The sequence below is a fragment of the Mycobacterium gastri genome (assembly GCF_002102175.1).
Lineage (GTDB): Bacteria > Actinomycetota > Actinomycetes > Mycobacteriales > Mycobacteriaceae > Mycobacterium > Mycobacterium gastri.
In genome coordinates this window covers 122,731-140,055 of record NZ_LQOX01000115.1, presented here as the reverse complement: position 1 = coordinate 140,055, position 17,325 = coordinate 122,731, and the positions used below count along the sequence as shown (strand labels likewise).

At 65.4% G+C, this 17,325-nt stretch carries 17 protein-coding genes; 3 read left to right on the top strand and 14 right to left on the bottom strand.

What is annotated here, in order from left to right; translation table 11 throughout:
• The first annotated feature begins 585 nt into the window (after window positions 1-585).
• Entirely contained in the window at window positions 586-726 is a 141-nt protein-coding gene (locus AWC07_RS27645; protein WP_167380084.1) for a hypothetical protein, read from the top strand.
• Here AWC07_RS27645 and AWC07_RS15555 read toward each other — a convergent pair.
• From AWC07_RS15555 to AWC07_RS15495, 13 genes are all read right to left on the bottom strand, one after another.
• Window positions 702-1,040 carry a DUF6285 domain-containing protein gene (locus tag AWC07_RS15555; protein WP_036408814.1) on the bottom strand — a complete coding sequence of 113 codons (339 nt, stop codon included), beginning with the start codon at window positions 1,038-1,040 and terminating at the stop codon, window positions 702-704. The two genes, AWC07_RS27645 and AWC07_RS15555, sit on opposite strands and share 25 nt — an antisense overlap.
• The gene (locus AWC07_RS15550) at window positions 1,037-2,002 is read right to left on the bottom strand and encodes a phosphotransferase family protein (protein WP_036408817.1); all 966 of its coding nucleotides are present in this window, start codon (window positions 2,000-2,002) and stop codon (window positions 1,037-1,039) included. The genes AWC07_RS15555 and AWC07_RS15550 overlap by 4 nt, the downstream gene beginning before the upstream one ends.
• Entirely contained in the window at window positions 1,999-3,237 is a 1,239-nt protein-coding gene (locus AWC07_RS15545) for an acyl-CoA dehydrogenase family protein (protein ID WP_036408820.1), read from the bottom strand. Before AWC07_RS15545 ends, AWC07_RS15550 begins: the two co-directional genes overlap by 4 nt.
• Window positions 3,238-3,247: 10 nt before the next feature.
• On the bottom strand, window positions 3,248-3,868 hold the full coding sequence (locus AWC07_RS15540) for a TetR/AcrR family transcriptional regulator (RefSeq protein ID WP_085105131.1): 621 nt from the start codon (window positions 3,866-3,868) through the stop codon (window positions 3,248-3,250).
• A complete protein-coding gene (locus AWC07_RS15535; protein WP_036417270.1) occupies window positions 3,868-4,764 on the bottom strand; it encodes a hydroxymethylglutaryl-CoA lyase in 897 nt (298 codons plus the stop codon). Before AWC07_RS15535 ends, AWC07_RS15540 begins: the two co-directional genes overlap by 1 nt.
• On the bottom strand, window positions 4,761-5,966 hold the full coding sequence (locus tag AWC07_RS15530) for a CaiB/BaiF CoA transferase family protein (protein WP_036417292.1): 1,206 nt from the start codon (window positions 5,964-5,966) through the stop codon (window positions 4,761-4,763). Before AWC07_RS15530 ends, AWC07_RS15535 begins: the two co-directional genes overlap by 4 nt.
• A gap of 47 nt (window positions 5,967-6,013) precedes the next feature.
• Entirely contained in the window at window positions 6,014-7,195 is a 1,182-nt protein-coding gene (locus AWC07_RS15525) for an alpha/beta hydrolase (protein ID WP_036417272.1), read from the bottom strand.
• A 2-nt stretch (window positions 7,196-7,197) separates the two neighbouring features.
• Entirely contained in the window at window positions 7,198-8,013 is an 816-nt protein-coding gene (locus AWC07_RS15520; protein WP_036417274.1) for a homogentisate 1,2-dioxygenase, read from the bottom strand.
• Window positions 8,014-8,384: 371 nt separating this feature from the next.
• Complete coding sequence (locus AWC07_RS15515; protein ID WP_036417277.1) at window positions 8,385-9,356, bottom strand: NADPH:quinone oxidoreductase family protein; 972 nt, start codon at window positions 9,354-9,356, stop codon at window positions 8,385-8,387.
• Between the two features lie 44 nt (window positions 9,357-9,400).
• Window positions 9,401-10,399 carry an acrylyl-CoA reductase family protein gene (locus AWC07_RS15510; protein WP_036417279.1) on the bottom strand — a complete coding sequence of 333 codons (999 nt, stop codon included), beginning with the start codon at window positions 10,397-10,399 and terminating at the stop codon, window positions 9,401-9,403.
• 73 nt (window positions 10,400-10,472) lie between these two features.
• The gene (locus AWC07_RS15505) at window positions 10,473-11,486 is read right to left on the bottom strand and encodes a VOC family protein (protein WP_036417281.1); all 1,014 of its coding nucleotides are present in this window, start codon (window positions 11,484-11,486) and stop codon (window positions 10,473-10,475) included.
• Window positions 11,483-12,358 carry an alpha/beta fold hydrolase gene (locus AWC07_RS15500; RefSeq protein ID WP_036417283.1) on the bottom strand — a complete coding sequence of 292 codons (876 nt, stop codon included), beginning with the start codon at window positions 12,356-12,358 and terminating at the stop codon, window positions 11,483-11,485. Before AWC07_RS15500 ends, AWC07_RS15505 begins: the two co-directional genes overlap by 4 nt.
• Window positions 12,355-13,953, bottom strand: a complete 1,599-nt coding sequence (locus tag AWC07_RS15495) for a bifunctional 3-(3-hydroxy-phenyl)propionate/3-hydroxycinnamic acid hydroxylase (protein WP_036417285.1) — start codon at window positions 13,951-13,953, stop codon at window positions 12,355-12,357. The genes AWC07_RS15500 and AWC07_RS15495 overlap by 4 nt, the downstream gene beginning before the upstream one ends.
• Window positions 13,954-14,056: 103 nt before the next feature.
• On the opposite strand from AWC07_RS15495, the gene AWC07_RS15490 reads away from it, so the two are divergent.
• Window positions 14,057-14,698, top strand: a complete 642-nt coding sequence (locus AWC07_RS15490) for a TetR/AcrR family transcriptional regulator (protein WP_036417286.1) — start codon at window positions 14,057-14,059, stop codon at window positions 14,696-14,698.
• Window positions 14,695-15,483, top strand: a complete 789-nt coding sequence (locus AWC07_RS15485) for a 2-keto-4-pentenoate hydratase (protein WP_036417288.1) — start codon at window positions 14,695-14,697, stop codon at window positions 15,481-15,483. Before AWC07_RS15490 ends, AWC07_RS15485 begins: the two co-directional genes overlap by 4 nt.
• 623 nt (window positions 15,484-16,106) lie before the next feature.
• Here AWC07_RS15485 and AWC07_RS15480 read toward each other — a convergent pair.
• Window positions 16,107-17,315: an acyl-CoA dehydrogenase family protein gene (locus AWC07_RS15480; protein ID WP_036411221.1), complete on the bottom strand. Its 1,209-nt coding sequence runs from the start codon at window positions 17,313-17,315 to the stop codon at window positions 16,107-16,109.
• Between the last annotated feature and the right edge of the window lie 10 nt (window positions 17,316-17,325).

Genomic DNA, 17,325 nt, shown 5'->3' with positions numbered 1-17,325 from the left:
ACATCATGCTCGCTGAGCCAAACAGGTGGTCCCTAGCTGGTGGCAAACCAGTGGTCCCTTCCCGGTGGCAAATGACACGTTATAGCGGCGAGGAACGCGGCACAGGGATACGAGTCAGGGCGACGTCTACCGAATTGTCAGCGACAAATTCGTTGCGCCCCTTTGCTAGTCGCTGAAAGATGGGCAAAATGTATACCGGCTCGGCCAGAGACGCATGCGACCCGACTAATACTAATGGGAAGTACCAGGCCACCCGGGCAGTGTTCCGGCCGTTACCAGGATTTCGCCGAACGTGTTCTGAGAGTGAGAAGTTGACCGATTTTTCGCAGCCATGACACGCTCGGCGCACCAGGTTGTGTCCAGCGCAGCAACCGACACTGCGCGCCGAACGCATTCACCCCAGCAGCCACACGCGTCACCGCCCAGACCACCACCCATGCGCCCGCGACTCAGTATTAGTGCACGCCGACGACGCGCACCAATTTGAGCCAATTCGGGCCGGCGACAAATCCGTTGTGCGCCTTGGCTTATCGCTGAAGCCAGGCAAAATGTACACCCGCTCGCCCAGAGACGCATGTGACAGGCGTGACTTCCGCAGCCCAGGACACCGCTGAGCGCCGCAACGACATCAGCGCCCCCAAGGACAACCCGGGGAAGATGCGCGCAACGGCAGCGCAACAGAAGACCGTCTGCGGGGCGTGCTATTCACTGTCGTATCCGGGATGAGAGACCGCCAACCGATGCTTTACCAGGGTGCGCAGACAGGCGATGACCTCGTCGTCACGGCCGTCCAGTTCACCGGCCCGGATCGAAGCGGCAAGGGCAGCCTCGTCGGCGAAACCAAGGTCGGCCAGCGCCGCCCGGACGTCGGAATCACCGGGACTCAGCAATTCACGCTCGACGATGCGCAAGGCGTTGGCGGCCACTCTGGCATGGAAATTGACCTGTCCGCTGGTCGCCTCCCGGACGTCGGCTTCCAGGAACTCCGCCACGGCGGCGACGAGTTCAGCCGCGGTCGGGCGGCCGTAAAACCCGGTCATGATCCACCACCCTCGAGTAGCTCAAGCAGATCCCACTCGTTCTCACAGACCCGGCGGCCTATCGTGGCCAACTCCACCGACCGGGACTGACCGCTCAAGTGGCGCTCCGCCTGGTAGCGGCAGATGACACCCCAGCGCAGCGTGGCCAGCACCAACCACCAATGAAACGCCGCCAGATCGACGGTAGTGCCGCTCGCCGATTCGTATGCGCGCAGGAAGCTTTCGATGCTGCCCAGTCCGCCGGCTCCAAGGCTGGCCGGGGCCCCGAACCGCCAGGCCCGCACACAAAACCAGGCCAGGTCTTCGTACGCCTCTCCGACATGCACCAACTCCCAATCCAGAACGGCCGCAAGGTCGGACCCGTCGACGATGAGGTTTCCCATCCGGAAGTCGCCGTGCACCAGAACCGCCGGCGACGCCCGCGGCCGATGTGCCGCCAGCCAGCGGAACGCCCATTCGAAGGTGGCGGTGGTGTCGCCCATGGCATCGAGCCGTCCCCGCCACTGCACCAGTGCGTCCTCGCGGGCCAGGCCAGAGTCGCTCGAATCGGCCCGATGAATCGCGGCCAGTGCCCGCGCGCACTGGCGCAACAACCGCTGCCGCCCGGCCGCGTCGAGCTGGCGCTGGATGCGCCGGACAATGGTCTCGCCCTTGACCTCCTCGCAGATCAGAAACGGATTACCCAGCGCCGCGGGCGAATCGTCGGCGAGCAAGATCTGCGGCACCGGCGCGCCCGCGGCTGCCGCGGTGGCCTGGACGAGGGCTTCGAGTTCCATGCCGGCGTGCACATCGTCGGGCGGGCCGATGCGCAAAATCAGCGGTCGACGCTCGGCGCCCACGACGGCGTCGAACGCCCAGGTGGTCCTGCTGGCGCCGCCGGTGAGCGCCCGCAGGTTGTCGATCGCCACTTCGGCGCCCAGCAACGGGCCCAGCAGCGCGGCCAAGTCCTCCAACAGAGTCACTTCTTGCCGAACTTGAACAGCCGCTGCGCAACCCGGCGGATCTGAATCTCCTCAGCGCCCTCGGTGATCCGGTAGCGGCGGTGGTGGCGGTAGATGTGCTCGAACGGTTCGTGACGGCTATATCCCACTCCGCCGAAGACTTGCATGGCCCGGTCGGCGGCCTCACACACCAACCGGTTGGCGCGGTAGTTGGCCATCGAGACCTTGTCCGAAACTTCCATGTGGTGATTGCGATCCAGATGCCAAGCCGCGTAATAGACCAGCAGTCGCACCATCTGGGCCTCGGTCTGCAGCTCGACCAGCGGCCATTGGACGGCCTGGTTCACCGACAGCGGCTTACCGAACACCCTACGTTCGTTGGCGTAGTCGACGGCCCGGTCAATGCAGTACTGGGCGGCGCCCAGACTGCTGGCCGCCTGACGAATCCGGTTCTCGTGCAAAAAAGTCTGGCCCACCTCGAGGCCGTGGTCGACCTCGCCGAGCACCGCGTCATCGGGCAGCCGGACACCGTCCAACACCACCTCGCCGTGATCGGTCGGCATATTGAGGGTCCACCAGTAGTACGGCACCGAGAAGCCGGGAGCGTCGGTCGGCACCAGGAACGCGGTGATGCCGCGGGCCTGCCCGGGCTCACCCGAGGTACGGGCGAACACTAGGTCGTGGGTAGCGCGGTGCACGCCGGTGTTGAATCGCTTGGCGCCGTTGATCACCCAGCCGTCGCCGGCACGCTCGGCACGGGTCTCGAGCCAGGTGGCGTCCGACCCGTGATTGGGTTCGGTCAAGCCGAACGCCATCGACCGCTCGCCGGTGATAAGCGCCTCGGTCCACTCCTTCTTCTGCGCGTCGGTGCCGAACCGGTCCATCATGATGACTTGCGGGAAGTTGCCGACGATGGAGGACTCGTTCTGCAAGTCGTTGTGTAGCCCGAGCCCTTTGTGCGCCAAATGTTCCCGGATGACGGCCATATCGACGTTAGTCCCGTCGCGCCCACCGAACCGCGACGGCAGCCCGTAGCGCAGCCAGCCCGCCCGGTCGGCGCGTCTGCGCATCTCGGCCAGCAGGTCCTCCCAGTCTCGTCGGGGGATGCCATCGTTGTCCCAGTCGGTGCGGGCATGCTCACGGCGATGGTCGAAATACTGGATGTGCTGGCGTTCCAGCGGTTTGATCTCGGAATCGATGAACTCGTCCATCTGGGCGAGCAGGCCCGGAAGGTGTTCTGGTAGAGCGAAATCCACGTTGATCTCCTTAAGCGCCGTACAGCGTTTTCTTCCAGATCGTTGCCAAGGTTTTGATGGCGTCCTCGTCGCTGATCTCGAGCCGCAGATTCTTCGGGCCGGAGCGCCCCACGAAGACGGTAGTGAAGTTTTCGAACAGCAACGCGATGGCGGCCGCTGTATGCTCGGGATCGAGGTCAGCTCCGTAGCCCTGCTCTTGAGCGCGGCGGACCGATGCGGCCACGATATCCATGCCGAACCGCCGGAATTCGTTCTGCACGGCCGCGAAACGCTGCTGGGTGGCCGCCAGTTGAGCAACAGCGATCATGATGCCGATGTTCTGTTTGAAGATATTCCAGTAACCGGTGACCACCGAGGTGAAGAAGCTGACGTCGTCGGGGGTATCCGGCAGGCGCACGCTCAGCCCGGACGGCTCGACGACGTCGTGCAGAAACGATTCCGCCAGGGTGGCCAGCAAATCCTCCTTGTCGGAGAAATACCGGTAGAACACCGCGGGCGACTTGCCGGCGGCCGAGGTGATATCGGCCAAGGTAACTCCGTGAAATCCCCGCTCGGCAAACAGCTTTCGTGCGGACTGTTCGATGGCCTGCCGGGTCTGGCGGCCCTTGGAGGTGAGCGTGCCGGCGGGCATCAGTTCCGGATCCGGTCGCCGGCGCGCAACAGAGCGCTCGGCAGATCATGGCCGACAAGCGATCTGGCGACTTCGGCCGCCGCGATCGTGGCCTGCAGGTCGACGTCGACATCGAAGCCGCTGTCGGTCAGCAGATACACCAGATCCTCGGTGGCGATATTGCCGGTGGCGCCGGGGGCGAATGGGCAGCCGCCGAGGCCGCCGGCCGAGGCGTCCAGCCGGGTAACACCGGAACAGACCGCCGCGTAGGCGCTGGCCAGGCCCGCGCCCCGGGTGTTGTGGAAGTGTCCGCCCAGCGGAATGTCGCCGATCACCGGACGCAGTTGTGCGATCAGCGAACTCACCCGACCTGGAGTCGCGGTTCCGATGGTGTCGGCGATCGAGAACCGGTCCACGCCTAGGCCGCGGGCGACCGCAGCGATGTCGAGCACCCGCTGGGGTGGGGTGGGGCCTTCGAACGGGGAGTCCCATGCGGTGGCGACGATGACCTCAACGGTGACGTCGCTGCCGTGTGCGATGGCAACGATCTCGCCGATCTGGTCGGTCGCCTCGGCGCTGCTTCGACCGACGTTGGCCTTGCTGAAGGCATCGTCGGCCGCCACCACGTATTCGATCGACCGCAGGCCGGCGGCGATCGCCCGCTTGGCACCGTTGGGACTGGCCACCAGCGCGGAGAATTCGATGTCGGGGTAGTTCGGCAATTCGGCCGCAAGTTCGGCGGCATCGGCCATCGACGGCAGCTTGGACGGCGACACGAACGCTGTTGCTTCCACCTCGCGCACTCCGGTGGCGGCCACCGCGGCCAGCAACTCCAGTTTGGCCGCCAACGGGATTGGCTTCTCGATCTGCAGTCCGTCGCGCAGCGAGACCTCACGAATGGTCACATGCTGGTTCATAGCACCCCCTCGGCGCGCAATTCCGCGAGTTCCTCGGCGGTCATGCCGAGCAGCCCGATATAGACGTCGTCGTTGTGCTGTCCCGGACGCGCCGGGCCGGCGTTGCGAACGCGGCCGCGGGATTCAGAGAGCACCGGTACGACGCCTGGCCCCAGCACGTTGCGGTCAAGGCGTTCGTCATAGTGCTCGACCAGCATCCCACGAGCCCGCAGTTGGGGATCGTCGACGACCTCCGCGACGGTATTGATCGGCCCGGCGATTACGCCTGCAGCGCTGAGCGTTTCGATGATCTCGCCGGGGTATCGCTCGGCGGCCCATGCGCCGATGATCGTGTCCAGTTCGTCCTGGTTGCGTCCCCGGGCGCCATGGGTGGCGAATCGGTCGTCGGTGGCCAGCTCGGGGCGCCCCATCGCCTTGCACAGTCGGGCAAACACGGTGTCCTGGTTGGCGGCGATCACCACCCAGGAGCCGTCGGCGCTGCGGTAGATGTTCGACGGCGCGATGCGCTCCAGCCGGGTGCCCGACGGTCCTCGCACCACGCCGCCGACGTCGTAGTCGGGAATGGTGGATTCCTGCACCGCCAAACAGGATTCGGTCAGCGCGACGTCGACCACCTGGCCGCGCCCGGTGACACCCCGGCGATACAGCGCCGCCAGCGCGCCCTGCGCGCCGAACATTCCGGCCAGGCTGTCGCCCAGGGACAGCGCCAGCCGCGGCGGCGGGCCGCCGGGGAAGCCGTTGAGGTGACGCAGCCCGCTGACCGCCTCGGCCACCGAGGCGTAACCGGCCTTGTGGGCGTCGGGTCCGGTCTGGCCGTAGCCCGACACCCGGACCAGGATGATGCCCGAATTGCGTTGGCTCAGAACGTCATAACCAAGATTCCACCTTTCCAGGGTGCCGGGACGGAAGTTCTCCACCACGATGTCGGATTTCTCGACGAGTTCAAGGAACAGCTCCCGGCCGCGGGGCCGACGCAGGTCGAGCGTGATGGCCCGCTTGTTGCGCGCGTGCACGGTCCAGAAGACGTGGTGCCCGTTGAATTCGGCCTGGCCCCAGGTGCGTAACGGATCGGGGGCGCCGGGTGGTTCCACCTTGATGACGTCGGCGCCCAGGTCGCCGAGCAGCCGCCCGGCGAATGGCCCGGCGATCAAGGTGCCGAGCTCGAGCACCCGGATGCCGTCCAGCGCGCCCGCAGGTGCCATGCGCCGCTCCTCCTCATCGCTTCGCTCTGCATCGTCGCTGGCGGGTGTCATTCAGCCCTCGCGAAGTCGTGGCGGACCAGCCAGTCGGTGACGATCTCAACGGCCTGGCGCAGCTTGTCGCGCTGGTCCGGTCCTGCGTAATAGTGTGTGGCCCCGGGGATTTCGTACATCTCTTTGTCGGAATGGCCGATCGCGTCGAAAAGGCGACTGGTGTGGCTGGGCGTGCAGGCGTCGTCGGCCAGATTGCCGATCACCAGCGCGGGGATCATCAGATCGCGCCCGCAGGCCACGCCGTCGCCGCGGGCGTCGTCGTAACTCCATTGCGACAGCCAGCTGCGCAGCGAGCAAAACCGGCCCGGCGCGATCGGGCTCATGTTCACCTGTTGGGGATCGCCCAGGTAGCAGGTGCCCGGAGTGCGTTCGTTGGGGTCGACGGAGGGATCGAGCCAGCGCGGGTCTGCCATGGTGCCGTGCACGACGAAGCAGAACTCGTCGTGCGGGCGGCCGGCGGCTTTCAATTCGGCCAGCTTGCTTTTCACCCAGGCCGTGATGCGGCGGTTGCGGTCGATCTGAGCCTGCCGGTACCGGGCCAGGAATTCTGGGCTGTAGGGCGGTTGGTTGGGATTGTCAGGGTCGTACAGATCCAATTCCGGATCGCGCTTGGTCAGGTCGGATTCGTCGAGGATGGACGCGTCCAACCATTCGGTGAGCGTGCCATGGCGGCTGATGTGCGCGGCCAGCAGCATGATGCCGTCGGTGGCGGGCAGATCCAGGGCGGTGAGGTCGGGGCCATCGCCCGACGGGCTCGACGTGACGGTCGGGTGCTGGGCCTGCTGCTGGTAGAACACCGACAGCGAGCCGCCGCCGCTCCACCCGGCCAGCACCACCTTGGTGTAGCCCAGCCGGTGCTTCGCGTCCTTGATGCATTCGCCGAGATCCTCGACCACCTTCTCCATCAGCAGCGCCGAATCGGTGCCACGAAACCGGCTGTTGCAGTAGATGACGTGGTGGCCGGCCCGGGCCAGCGCGTTGATCATCGGCAGGTAGGCGCCGCCGCCGATCGGATGCATGAACACTAGTACGGTGTCGGACGGCTTGTCTTTCGGCCTGAGGAGATAGCTTTCCAGCACGGTGATCTCGGCCAGCCCGCCATAGACGTCGCGGGCACCGGAATTGTTCTGGAACACAACGAGATAGGGGATTCGGTCGTATTCGTGGCGGGCGGCCATGGTCAGTGCTGCCCCAGGTCGTGGGCCAGCACCTCGTCCGACGGGGTGAGTCGCCGGCGGGTGTCGATGGCGATCACCTGCCAGTCGACGGTCGAGTAGTCGTTGAATTTGCGGCGTGTCCGTTCCCGTGCCCGCTCGGGTGCGCCGTGGTGAATCCCTTGCGGCGCATGGGAGATCAGACCCGCCGGCATCGGGATGCCGTAGAGCGAGCCGCCGTGGAAGAAGGCGATCTCGTCGTAGTCGACGTTGCGGTGATACCAGGGTGTGCGTTCGGTGCCCTGAACACCTTCAGCCGGTTTCGGCAAAAAATTCATCACGTAGACGCCGGTGGCTTGCATGAACAGATGCACCGTCGGCGGCAGGTGGACACTGTCGGAGGTGATTACGTTGTAGTCGGCGATGTTGAAGGTGAACGCGAAATTGTCGCCGCGCCAGCCTTCGACATCGATCGGATCATGTTGGTAGTAAAGCCTTGTCGGCCCGCCGTCGTGAATGAGCCGGACCTCGTACTCGTTGCGCCCGTCATCCGCGATAGGCACGGGCTCGGGGATGGTGGCCTGCGATGGGTCGAACGGGAAGTGCCGGCCCAGCGCGCCGTTGGCGTCGGTGGCGTCGCCGGGTTTCAGCTCGCTGCACAGCACGTCGATGGGGCGCAGCGGACCTTCGGCCCGGTAGGCGGTGGGGTCGTGGCGGCGGTAGATGTTGGCGGTGCGGCCGGCGAAGCCGCTGCGGCCCAGCTCGTCGTCTTTGAGTCCGTCCAGGTCGGCGTGCAGGCGGCGTGGTGTCTTGCCTTTTCGCAGGTGCACAAAGGATTCCATACGTCGGCTCCAGGGCTAGGGCAAGTCACGGGACGGTCGGCCATACAAAACTGAAAGTGATATTACTTTTCTTTTCTGCGGACGCAAGGATCCCGCACCGAACAGTCGACCAGTCCGCTGACTCGGCGCCACTCTTCGGACGCCGTGCGGGGACGCGCCACCACCTCTGCGGGCCGAATCACCGGCCGGTGCCGGCGTGTCAGATGCCCCGTTGTCCAACGCCGTTGACGGGAGCCGACTTCAACCCCGATAGACGTCAACCAAGATCAGCTAAAACGGCAACTCACGATGACAATATCGATTACGGCCTCCGAAGTTGTCTACGTTGTGTTGACGTTCGGAGGCGACTTCGCGTCGCTCGACCGTGCTCGCTAATCGCGGACCCGCAACACGACTTTGCCTTTGGCGGTGCGATTTTCCAGCGACGCCACCGCGGCGCCGGCCCGCTCCAGCGGATAGACCACCGGCTCGGGGGGAGGCAGCTCGCCTGAGCTGAGCAGCCGTTCGAGTGCGGCCCATTGCTCGGACAACGCGCCGGGGTGCGTTCCGGCCCAGGCGCCCCAGCCGACACCGACCACGTCAATGTTGTTGAGCAGCAGCCGGTTCACCTTGACTGTCGGTATCTCGCCGCCGGTGAAGCCGATAACCAGCAGCCGCCCCGCGGGAGCGAGCGAGCGCAGTGAGTCGGTGAACCGGTCGCCACCCACCGGATCGACCACCACGTCCACACCGCGTCCGCCCGTCAGCTCCTTGACCGCGTCCTTGAACCCCTCGGCCAGCACCACGTCGGTGGCCCCGGCCGCGGTCGCGATCGCGGCTTTCTCCTCGGTGCTGACCACCGCGATGGTGCGCGACGCCCCGAGCACTGGCGCCAGCCGCAGCGCCGACGTGCCGATACCCCCCGCCGCACCGTGCACCAGTACGGTTTCGCCGCGCTGCAACCGGCCGCGGACGCTCAGCGCGAAGTACACCGTGAGGTCGTTGAACAACAAGCCCGCTCCCGCTTCGAAGCTCACGTTGTCGGGCAGCTTGAACACCCGGTCGGGGGAGAGCAGCGCCACTTCGGCCATGCCGCCGGTGAGCATCGTCAGGCCGACCACTCGATCGCCGGCCCGCACGTGCGCATCCTCGGGTGCCGAGCGGACCACCCCGGCGATCTCGGCTCCGAGCACGAACGGCGGCTCGGGACGGTATTGGTAGCGGCCGCGGGTGAGCAGGGCGTCCGGAAACGCTGCGCCGGCAGCGTAGACATCGACCACGACGCCGTCGCCCACGGGTTCGTCGATCTCTGCCATTTCCATCGCGCCCGGACCGTCGAGCCGAGTTACCCGTATCGCGCGCATACCACCTCCTTGGTTACAGTAAGCCACATCGTTCCCGGCCCAATCTAGAACCCGCCGGCTACCCGTACCACGGCCCGGCCCGAGAATGCGCCGGCGCGAACCTGGTCGATCACGCCGACGACGTCCTGGACGTCGACCTCGGTGGTGATGTCGGCCAGATGGCGTGGCCGCAGCGAATCACCCAGCAGTGCCCACAGATTGCGGCGTCGCCCAATCGGCATCTGAACCGAGTCCATTCCCAATAGCGCGATGCCGCGCAGGATGAACGGCATGACGGTGGTGTGTAGGGCGGCCCCGCCGGTGAGGCCGCTGGCGGCTACCGCGCCGCCGTAGTCGACGGCGCTGAGCACATCGGCCAGTGTCGCACCGCCCACGCAGTCCACCGCGGCCGCCCAGCGCGCGGTGGCCAAGGGCCGCGGTTTGGCGTCCAGGTCAGCGGGCAGCCGGCCGATAACCTCGCTGGCGCCAAGCGTTTTCAGCAACTCGGTGGCCTGGGGTTTGCCGGTCGAGGCCACCACCCGATAGCCCGCGGCCGCCAGCAGGTCGACGCTGACCGTGCCGACGCCGCCGGAGGCGCCGGTGACGACGACGGATCCGGCGTCTGGTGCGATGCCCCAATCGATCAGCGCCTGCACGCTCATCGCCGCGGTGAAGCCGGCGGTGCCGATCGCCGCGCCGTCGTGCGGACTCAGCCCGCCCAGCGGTACCGCCTGATCGGCTGGCAGCCGGGCATATTCGGCATAGCCGCCATGATGACCCGTCCCGATCTGATATCCGTGGGCCAGCACCATGTCACCCACGGCGAACTCGGGCGACTGCGAGTCCACGACTTCGCCGGTCAGATCGATACCCGGTACGACGGGATACTTGCGCACCACACCGCCGCCCGGCGTCAACGCGAGCGCGTCTTTGAAGTTGACGCTCGAGTACAGCACCCGGATGGTCACCTCACCGGGCGGCAGGTCGGCCTGTGTCAAAGTTTCCACCGCCGTGCTGATCCGATCCTCGTCCTGGCGAGCCACCAGCGCTTGAAACGTGTCCATAGCGTTCGACGCTAACCGCACCGGCTGGATTGGTTTCCACCCGGTCGCTTTTCGGGTGACCGCTGTCGCCTCCTCAGTGGTCGGGAATACCCGCCCCGCACAGTTCGGGCAGGACGTTCTCGCGGTGCAGCATCGACTGAGCGCTGACCTTGAACCGCTCGAAAATGTCGACAATCGTCTGTCCCTCAGGGGTATGGCCCCAGATGCTGATGCCCTGATGAGTGGTTGGCTCCCAGGTCGATTCGTCGACGACGATCGGATTCCAGCCCAGCTCCCACTCGAACCCCGACGGCGTTACCGCATAGAACGACAACTCCTTGTCGTTGGTGTGCTGGCCAACCGAGAGCGCCATGTCGAACCCCAGTTCCTTCACCCGCTGATAGGCCAGCGTCATGTCGTTGAGCTCGGCGACCTGCACGTTGCAATGCTGAATCTTGGTGCGAATCGGGTTGATCGGCAAGTGCATCGTCGACGCGATCGCCACGGTGTGGTGGCGTTCGTTGACCCGCAGGAACCGAATTTTGAATTTGAGGCCGCTGATCGTCTCGTCGATGTAGTCGCTGAGCCGCGCGTCGAACACCGTGTCGTAGTACCCGCGCATCTGGTGTGGCTTCTTGGTGGTGATGGCCACGTGGCCCATGCCGTCCACCCCGGTGACAAAGCCGCCGCTCGCTGCCAAAGTCAGCGGTTCGGAGCCCGTGCAGGCGTTGACGTACATCTCTTGAGTCAGCCCGTTGGGCCCGGGGAACCGCACGAATCGCTCGACGCCACGCAGCGCGGCATCGTCGTCGGACCCTACCGTGAGCGGAACGCCGTGGCTCTTGATCCGCGCCTCGATGGTGTCGAACGTGGCGTGGTCGTCAAGCTCCCAACCCAGGGCGGTGGCGTCCTCGGCGGGGCCCCGCTGCACCAGGAAGCGGCATTCGTTGTCGTCGAGCCGGAACCGCATGACACCGGGCGCTGTCTCGTCGAGGTGCATGCCGATGGCGTCGCGACCGAAACGTCGCCAGTCGGCGAACTTTTCGGTCTCGATCACGATGTAGCCGAGGTGGACCCTGCCGAAAACCGAAGTTGAAGTGTTTGTCATGAGTTTGCCAATTTATAGTTGGGAGAAAGGAATTCGGTGACGAGCTGGTTGAATAGCTCCGCGCGTTCCCACTGCATCCAGTGGCCGGTGCGGGGTGTCATAACCAGCCCGGCGTTGGGCATCAGGTTGACCAACAGCGTTGCACCGGAGGGACGGTTGACCTTGTCGTCGCGGCCCCACAGCACCAACGTGGGGTTGGGCAGCTGCTTGAGCCGTTTGTCGCGGGTGAGATCCATGCGCCACGCCGTGCGCAGCGCCATCGGTCCCGACGGCCGCTGCAGCGGTGGGTTGGCCACCACCTCCGGGTCGATGGACGCTTGGTAGCGCGAGTCGATCAGGTCATCGGGTACTGCGGTGCCGTGGTAGACCAGATAGCTGCGAACAAATGTCGCGAGCTTCTCGCGGCTGGCACCGGTACCGCTGTAGTAGGAAAGCAGGCTCTGTAAGCCTTTGGTCGGCAGGTACCGGGTGGTGCCGATGCCGGCCGGGCCCATCAACACCAGCTTGCCGGCGCGGTGCGGGGTGTCCAGCGCCAGCCGCAGAGCCGTGGCGCCGCCATAGGAGTTGCCGATCAGATGTGCGGTCTGGATATTCAATTCGTCGAGCAGGCCGCGGATCATGTCGGCCAGGTATCCGAACGGATCGTCGTAGTCGGCGCCCTTGGCCGAGCGGCCGTAGCCCGGCATGTCGGGAACGATGACGCGATAAGACTGTGCGAGCGCGTCGATGTTGCGCGAGTAGTTCGACACCCCCGACGCTCCGGGTCCGCCACCGTGCAACAGGACCACGGGAGATCCGTGTCCCTTTTCGGCGAAGAAGATCGTCTTGCCGGCGACGACGGCAGTGTTTTCGGTCAATTCTGTGACGGTCATGCTGCTGCTCCACTTCTGATCGGCTCGACCGGGGCGGGTGCGCTGCAATGCGTCAGTCCGGTCGGGGGTGGGGGCAGCGGCTGCCCGGGTGCGCTTGCGGCATAGACGAATCCGTCCGGGCGCACCACCACCGCGGCCGCTGACTTGTCCTTCAGCCAGGCGACCAGGTTGCCGCCGCTATCGCGGATCACGTCGTCGTGGCGTACCGAGTTCGGCCCTTCGATCCGAAAGGCCGGCAGTCCGAGTTCCGTCCACGCGTCGGCGCCGGCGGGCAGCTCGTCGGTGTGCAGGATCGCCCACCGGTTCCCGAGAGCGTCGTCAAGGCGTACCGTCGCACCCTTGCTGTCGATGACCCAGGGCTGGGGAATCTGCCAGCCGACGGCAGGCTGCTTGGCCGCCAGGAACCCGTCGACGTACCGCGCGTCCGGTATCCAGTAGTACTTCTGCAGCACATCCAGCGAACGGGGCAGGCCGCGGGTCAGCCTGCGGATCACATGATCGCGGACAAAGGTGATGGGTCGGTGCCGTTCGGTGATGAGCCGGCCCATCATGACCGCGCGCCGAGTCACCTCTTTGACGTGGGGCATCCGCTCGCTCTGGTAGGAATCCAGCAGCTTGTCGGGGGCCTGCCCGCGCAGCACCGCGGCGATCTTCCAGCACAGGTTGTTCACATCGCGAACCCCGGCCGACATACCCTGGCCCAGCCACGGCGGCATGGCGTGCGCGGCGTCGCCGGCGAGAAAGATTCGGCCCGCGCGCCACCGGTCGGCGAAGCGGACATGGTGGCTGTACACCACGGCGCGCAGGATCTCGACATTTTCCGGTGTGATGCCTTGAGCGCCAAGGACCTTCCAGATTTCCTCGTGACTGGACAGCTTCTTCTCGTCCTCGTCCGCGCGGATCGGGAACTCCCAGCGGTGATGCATCAGCGGGGTCGGGCAGTCGACGGTAGGACGCTTCGGCGTGCAGTGAAACCGCAAGCGGTCATGGGCATCCCAAGTCTTACGCACCTTGGTGTCGATGACGACCCAGCGCTCACCATAGGTGCGGCCCACGTAGCCGATGCCCAGCTGCCCGCGGGTCGGCGACGAGCCGCCGTCGGCGGCGATCACGTAGGACGCGCGCAGCCGCTTGAAGGTGTCGGTGGCCAGGTCGGCCAGCATCAGCTCGACTTCGTCCCCTTTGTTGAGCACGCGCAGGCATTCGTGCTCGACGAGCACCTCGACATTGGGAAAGCCGGCAACACCCTCGCGCAGCACCTGGTCGACGGCGGGTTGATAGATGAACTGTTGCGGTGGATGCCCGGAGCCCTTCGAGCCGATGACCCACTCGATGAACGGCACACAGTTGGCGTCGACAAAGGCGATCGGCCGGCCGGGCAGCATGTCCTGCTGCAGTCGGTCGGCCAGCCCCACAGACTGCCACACCCGCATCACCTCTTCGTCGATCGAGATGGCGCGGGCACGCCGGTAGATATCCGGATCACGTTCGATCACAACAACGTTGAGTCCAAGCCGGCCCAGGATATTGGCTGCGGTCGCGCCGGTCGGCCCGTAGCCGATGATCGCGACGTCGTAACTCGAAGTGTCAGGCACTGCCGTCTCACATTTCTGTCGGGGCCCCGTAGGCCGGGACTTGTTCTGTAGTGAGCATTACGGTAGTGTAGTGATCGCTACACAGTCAAGAGGCGGGAGTCAGATGACCAAGAATCCGAAGAGCGAACCCAAGCGCCGTCAGCGGCGGGCCGACGGTGAGATCTCGCGAATCCGAATCCTGGACGCGGCCACCGAGATCGCCGCCGAACGTGGTTACGAGGGCACCAGCATCGGCGCGGTGAGCGCCAAGTGCGGGCTTCCGGCCAGCTCGATCTACTGGCATTTCAAGGACAAGGACGACCTGATCGCCGCCGTCATCGAACGCAGCTTCGGCAACTGGCTGAAGGTGTGGCAGTTGCCCGAGGATCTGCTCGCGCGCGACCGTCTGCTCGAGGTCGCGACGGGAACCGCCAAGGCGGTGCTCAATTCACCGGACTTTCTGCGCCTGGGGTTGATGCTGGCGCTGGAGCGCCGCCCGGTCGAACCGCGGGCGCGGGCGATGTTCATTCAGGTCAGGGACCAGGCCTTCGATGCCATGAGCCGCAGTCTTGGGAACCTGGCTCCGGGCCTGACCGACGAGCAGGTGCACCAGCTGGCGACCTACGCCATCGCCGGCGCCGACGGCCTGTTCATTGCCAAGGAAATCGGCGGCGACAGTGTGGATCTCACCGCGATGTTCGAGATCCACGGCAAGGCGCTCTACGACACCGCGCTGCGCATGATCGAGGAGAACGATCACCGATGACGCTGCTGTCCGGCATGATCGACGAGGCCGCCGCCCTGCTCGCCGCGGCGGACGCCAACGCCGCACCGATCGGCCAGCTGACATTGCGGTATCCCGGTATGGACGTCGCCGATGCCTACGCGATCCAGCAGGTGAACCTGGCGCGCCGGCTCAGCGACGGAAGATCGCTGGCCGGCCACAAGATCGGCCTCACCTCGGAACCGATGCAAACCCTGCTCGGCGTCGACGAGCCGGACTTCGGTTACATCCTCGACGACATGGTGCTGCCAGCCGGGTCGGCTGTGGCGTGCACCCGGTTGTGTGCACCGCGGGTGGAGCCGGAAGTGGCGTTCCTGCTTGGCAAACCGCTGTGCGGCCCGGGGGTCACCGTCGGGGACGTGCGTGCCGCGACCGACGCGGTCGCGGTCGCGCTCGAGATCGTCGACAGCCGGATCACCGACTGGCGACTGACGCTGTGCGACACCGTCGCCGACAACGCCAGCTCGGGAGCCGTCGTGATCGGGGACTGGGTCGCCTACACCGACGACATCGATTTGTCCGCTGCCCGAGCATCGCTGTGGCTCAACGGAATCGAGATCGACTCCGGTCTGGGATCGGCCGTGCTGGGGCACCCGGCGGTGGCGGTAGCTTGGCTGGCCAACGCGCTGGCCCCGTTCGGCACCGAGATCCTGGCCGGCCAGTTCGTCATGTCCGGCTCGTTCACCGCTGCCGCGTTCGTCCACGCCGGCGATGCCGCCTCGGCCGCCATCAGCGGCCTGGGCACGGTGTCGCTGACCTTCACCTGAGGAAAACCATGTCACCACAAGCGAAGTGGCCGGTGGCCGTCATCGGCTGCGGAAACATCGGTACCGGTGCCCGGGGTGGGGAATCCTGAGTCACGGCAGTCACATTGGCCACCTGAGCATCTGGGCTTGCCGGTCCACATTTTGCCCACCTCACTCGGAGGGTGACCACGAATACTGCTGGTCGGTGATGGCGTGGCATTCGGGGGACTTCGCATGTGCTCACCGAATCGGTAGTCCTGCCGCTGTTTCGAAGGTGCGGTGACGGCTTTGAGTGTGCATCCTGGGCGTCGAGTGTGCGTCTTGGAGTTCGAGTGTGAGTCCTGGGCGGAAGAATTGCCCGATTACCGCCCTGGATGCAATGTCGATGCCATAGACGCACACTCGAAAACCCCCACGGCACGCTCGACGCCGTCAGCCGCCGACCCAGCCCCACCGGCACGTGATTTCCATCTCCCCACACCGGAGCGCAGCCCCATAACCGCTCGCAGCGACACCGCGGTCACGCACACACGCAACGATGTTGTCGCGCATAGCTGGGCAAAACCAGCACCCCGACCCGGAGAGACTCCTGTGACTGGAGTGAAGTCGTTGCGCTGGACGGCAACGAGGCAGCGGGTCTGCCCTTACTTGAGCTCGGCGGACGACAGACCCAGCAGCCGACGCGCGACCACCAGTTGCTGGATCTGCTGGGTCCCCTCGAAAATGTCCAGGATCTTGGAGTCTCGGGCCCACTTCTCCAGCAGCGTTTGTTCGGAATAGCCTGTGGTACCGGCTAATTCGACGCTCTTGCAGGTGACGTCGCTGGCCATCCGGCCGGCCTTGGCCTTGCTCATCGACGCTTCTTTGGAGTTGGGAATATTGTTGTCGGCCTGCCAGGCCGCGCGCAGTGCCAGCAGGTAGCTGGCCTCCCATTCGGCCTCCATCCGCAGAAACTCGGCGGCGGCAGCGCTCTGGACATATGCGGGTTTGTCGTAGTCGATCTCGACCCCGGCATTGGTGAGGATCTTGCGGATCTCCTCCAACGCCGCACGTCCGACTCCGATAGCCATGGCGGCAACGATCGGCCGGGTGTTGTCGAAGGTCTCCATCACCCCGGAAAAGCCTTTGCCCTCTTGGATTTCGGGGTTTCCCAGCAGGTTGTCCCTCGGTATGCGCGCGTTATCAAATCGAATTGCAGCGGTATCCGATCCCTTGATGCCGAGCTTGTGTTCGAGGCGCTCAACCGTGACGCCCGGGTGCTCACGCGGCACGATGAACGACTTGATCGCCGCGCGGCCCTTGGACTTGTCCAGGGTGGCCCACACCACGATGTGGGTGGCGCGCGATCCGGCGGTGACAAAGATCTTCTCGCCGTTGATCACATACTCGTCGCCGTCCAGGGTCGCGGTCGTCGACACGGCGGCCGAATCCGATCCGAATCCCGGTTCGGTGATGGCCATTGCCGCCCATACCTTGCCCAGCCGCTCGAGTTGCTCTTCGGTGGCGACCGCGGAGATGGCCGCGTTGCCCAGCCCCTGGTAGGGGACTGACAACATCAGCGCGACATCGCCCCAGCAGGCCTCCAAGGTCTGCAGCAGCGCGGCCATGTTGGCGCCGTTGTGGTTGTCCGTGGTGGATTCGGTGTCGCCGAGCGCGTCGGCCCCGGCGAAGGCGACCGATTTGGCGTCCGCCACTCCCTCGAACAGACTGATCATGGTGTCGAGTTCGACGGGGTATGCGTGTTCTTTCAAATCGTATTTGCGTGAGATCGGCCGCATGATTTCGGCGGCACCCTGATGCGTCATGGTCATCACGGTTTGCAGTTTGCGGGGGAGTTCCAGATTGATTGCCATCGTTAGACTT

Coding starts and splice junctions, on each gene's coding strand:
- AWC07_RS15555 (WP_036408814.1), bottom strand. CDS start 1,040: ATGACCGGGTTTTACGGCCGCCCGACCGCGGCTGAACTCGTCGCCGCC.
- AWC07_RS15540 (WP_085105131.1), bottom strand. CDS start 3,868: ATGCCCGCCGGCACGCTCACCTCCAAGGGCCGCCAGACCCGGCAGGCC.
- AWC07_RS15535 (WP_036417270.1), bottom strand. CDS start 4,764: ATGAACCAGCATGTGACCATTCGTGAGGTCTCGCTGCGCGACGGACTG.
- AWC07_RS15530 (WP_036417292.1), bottom strand. CDS start 5,966: ATGGCACCTGCGGGCGCGCTGGACGGCATCCGGGTGCTCGAGCTCGGC.
- AWC07_RS15525 (WP_036417272.1), bottom strand. CDS start 7,195: ATGGCCGCCCGCCACGAATACGACCGAATCCCCTATCTCGTTGTGTTC.
- AWC07_RS15520 (WP_036417274.1), bottom strand. CDS start 8,013: ATGGAATCCTTTGTGCACCTGCGAAAAGGCAAGACACCACGCCGCCTG.
- AWC07_RS15515 (WP_036417277.1), bottom strand. CDS start 9,356: ATGCGCGCGATACGGGTAACTCGGCTCGACGGTCCGGGCGCGATGGAA.
- AWC07_RS15510 (WP_036417279.1), bottom strand. CDS start 10,399: ATGGACACGTTTCAAGCGCTGGTGGCTCGCCAGGACGAGGATCGGATC.
- AWC07_RS15505 (WP_036417281.1), bottom strand. CDS start 11,486: ATGACAAACACTTCAACTTCGGTTTTCGGCAGGGTCCACCTCGGCTAC.
- AWC07_RS15500 (WP_036417283.1), bottom strand. CDS start 12,358: ATGACCGTCACAGAATTGACCGAAAACACTGCCGTCGTCGCCGGCAAG.
- AWC07_RS15490 (WP_036417286.1), top strand. CDS start 14,057: ATGACCAAGAATCCGAAGAGCGAACCCAAGCGCCGTCAGCGGCGGGCC.
- AWC07_RS15485 (WP_036417288.1), top strand. CDS start 14,695: ATGACGCTGCTGTCCGGCATGATCGACGAGGCCGCCGCCCTGCTCGCC.
- AWC07_RS15480 (WP_036411221.1), bottom strand. CDS start 17,315: ATGGCAATCAATCTGGAACTCCCCCGCAAACTGCAAACCGTGATGACC.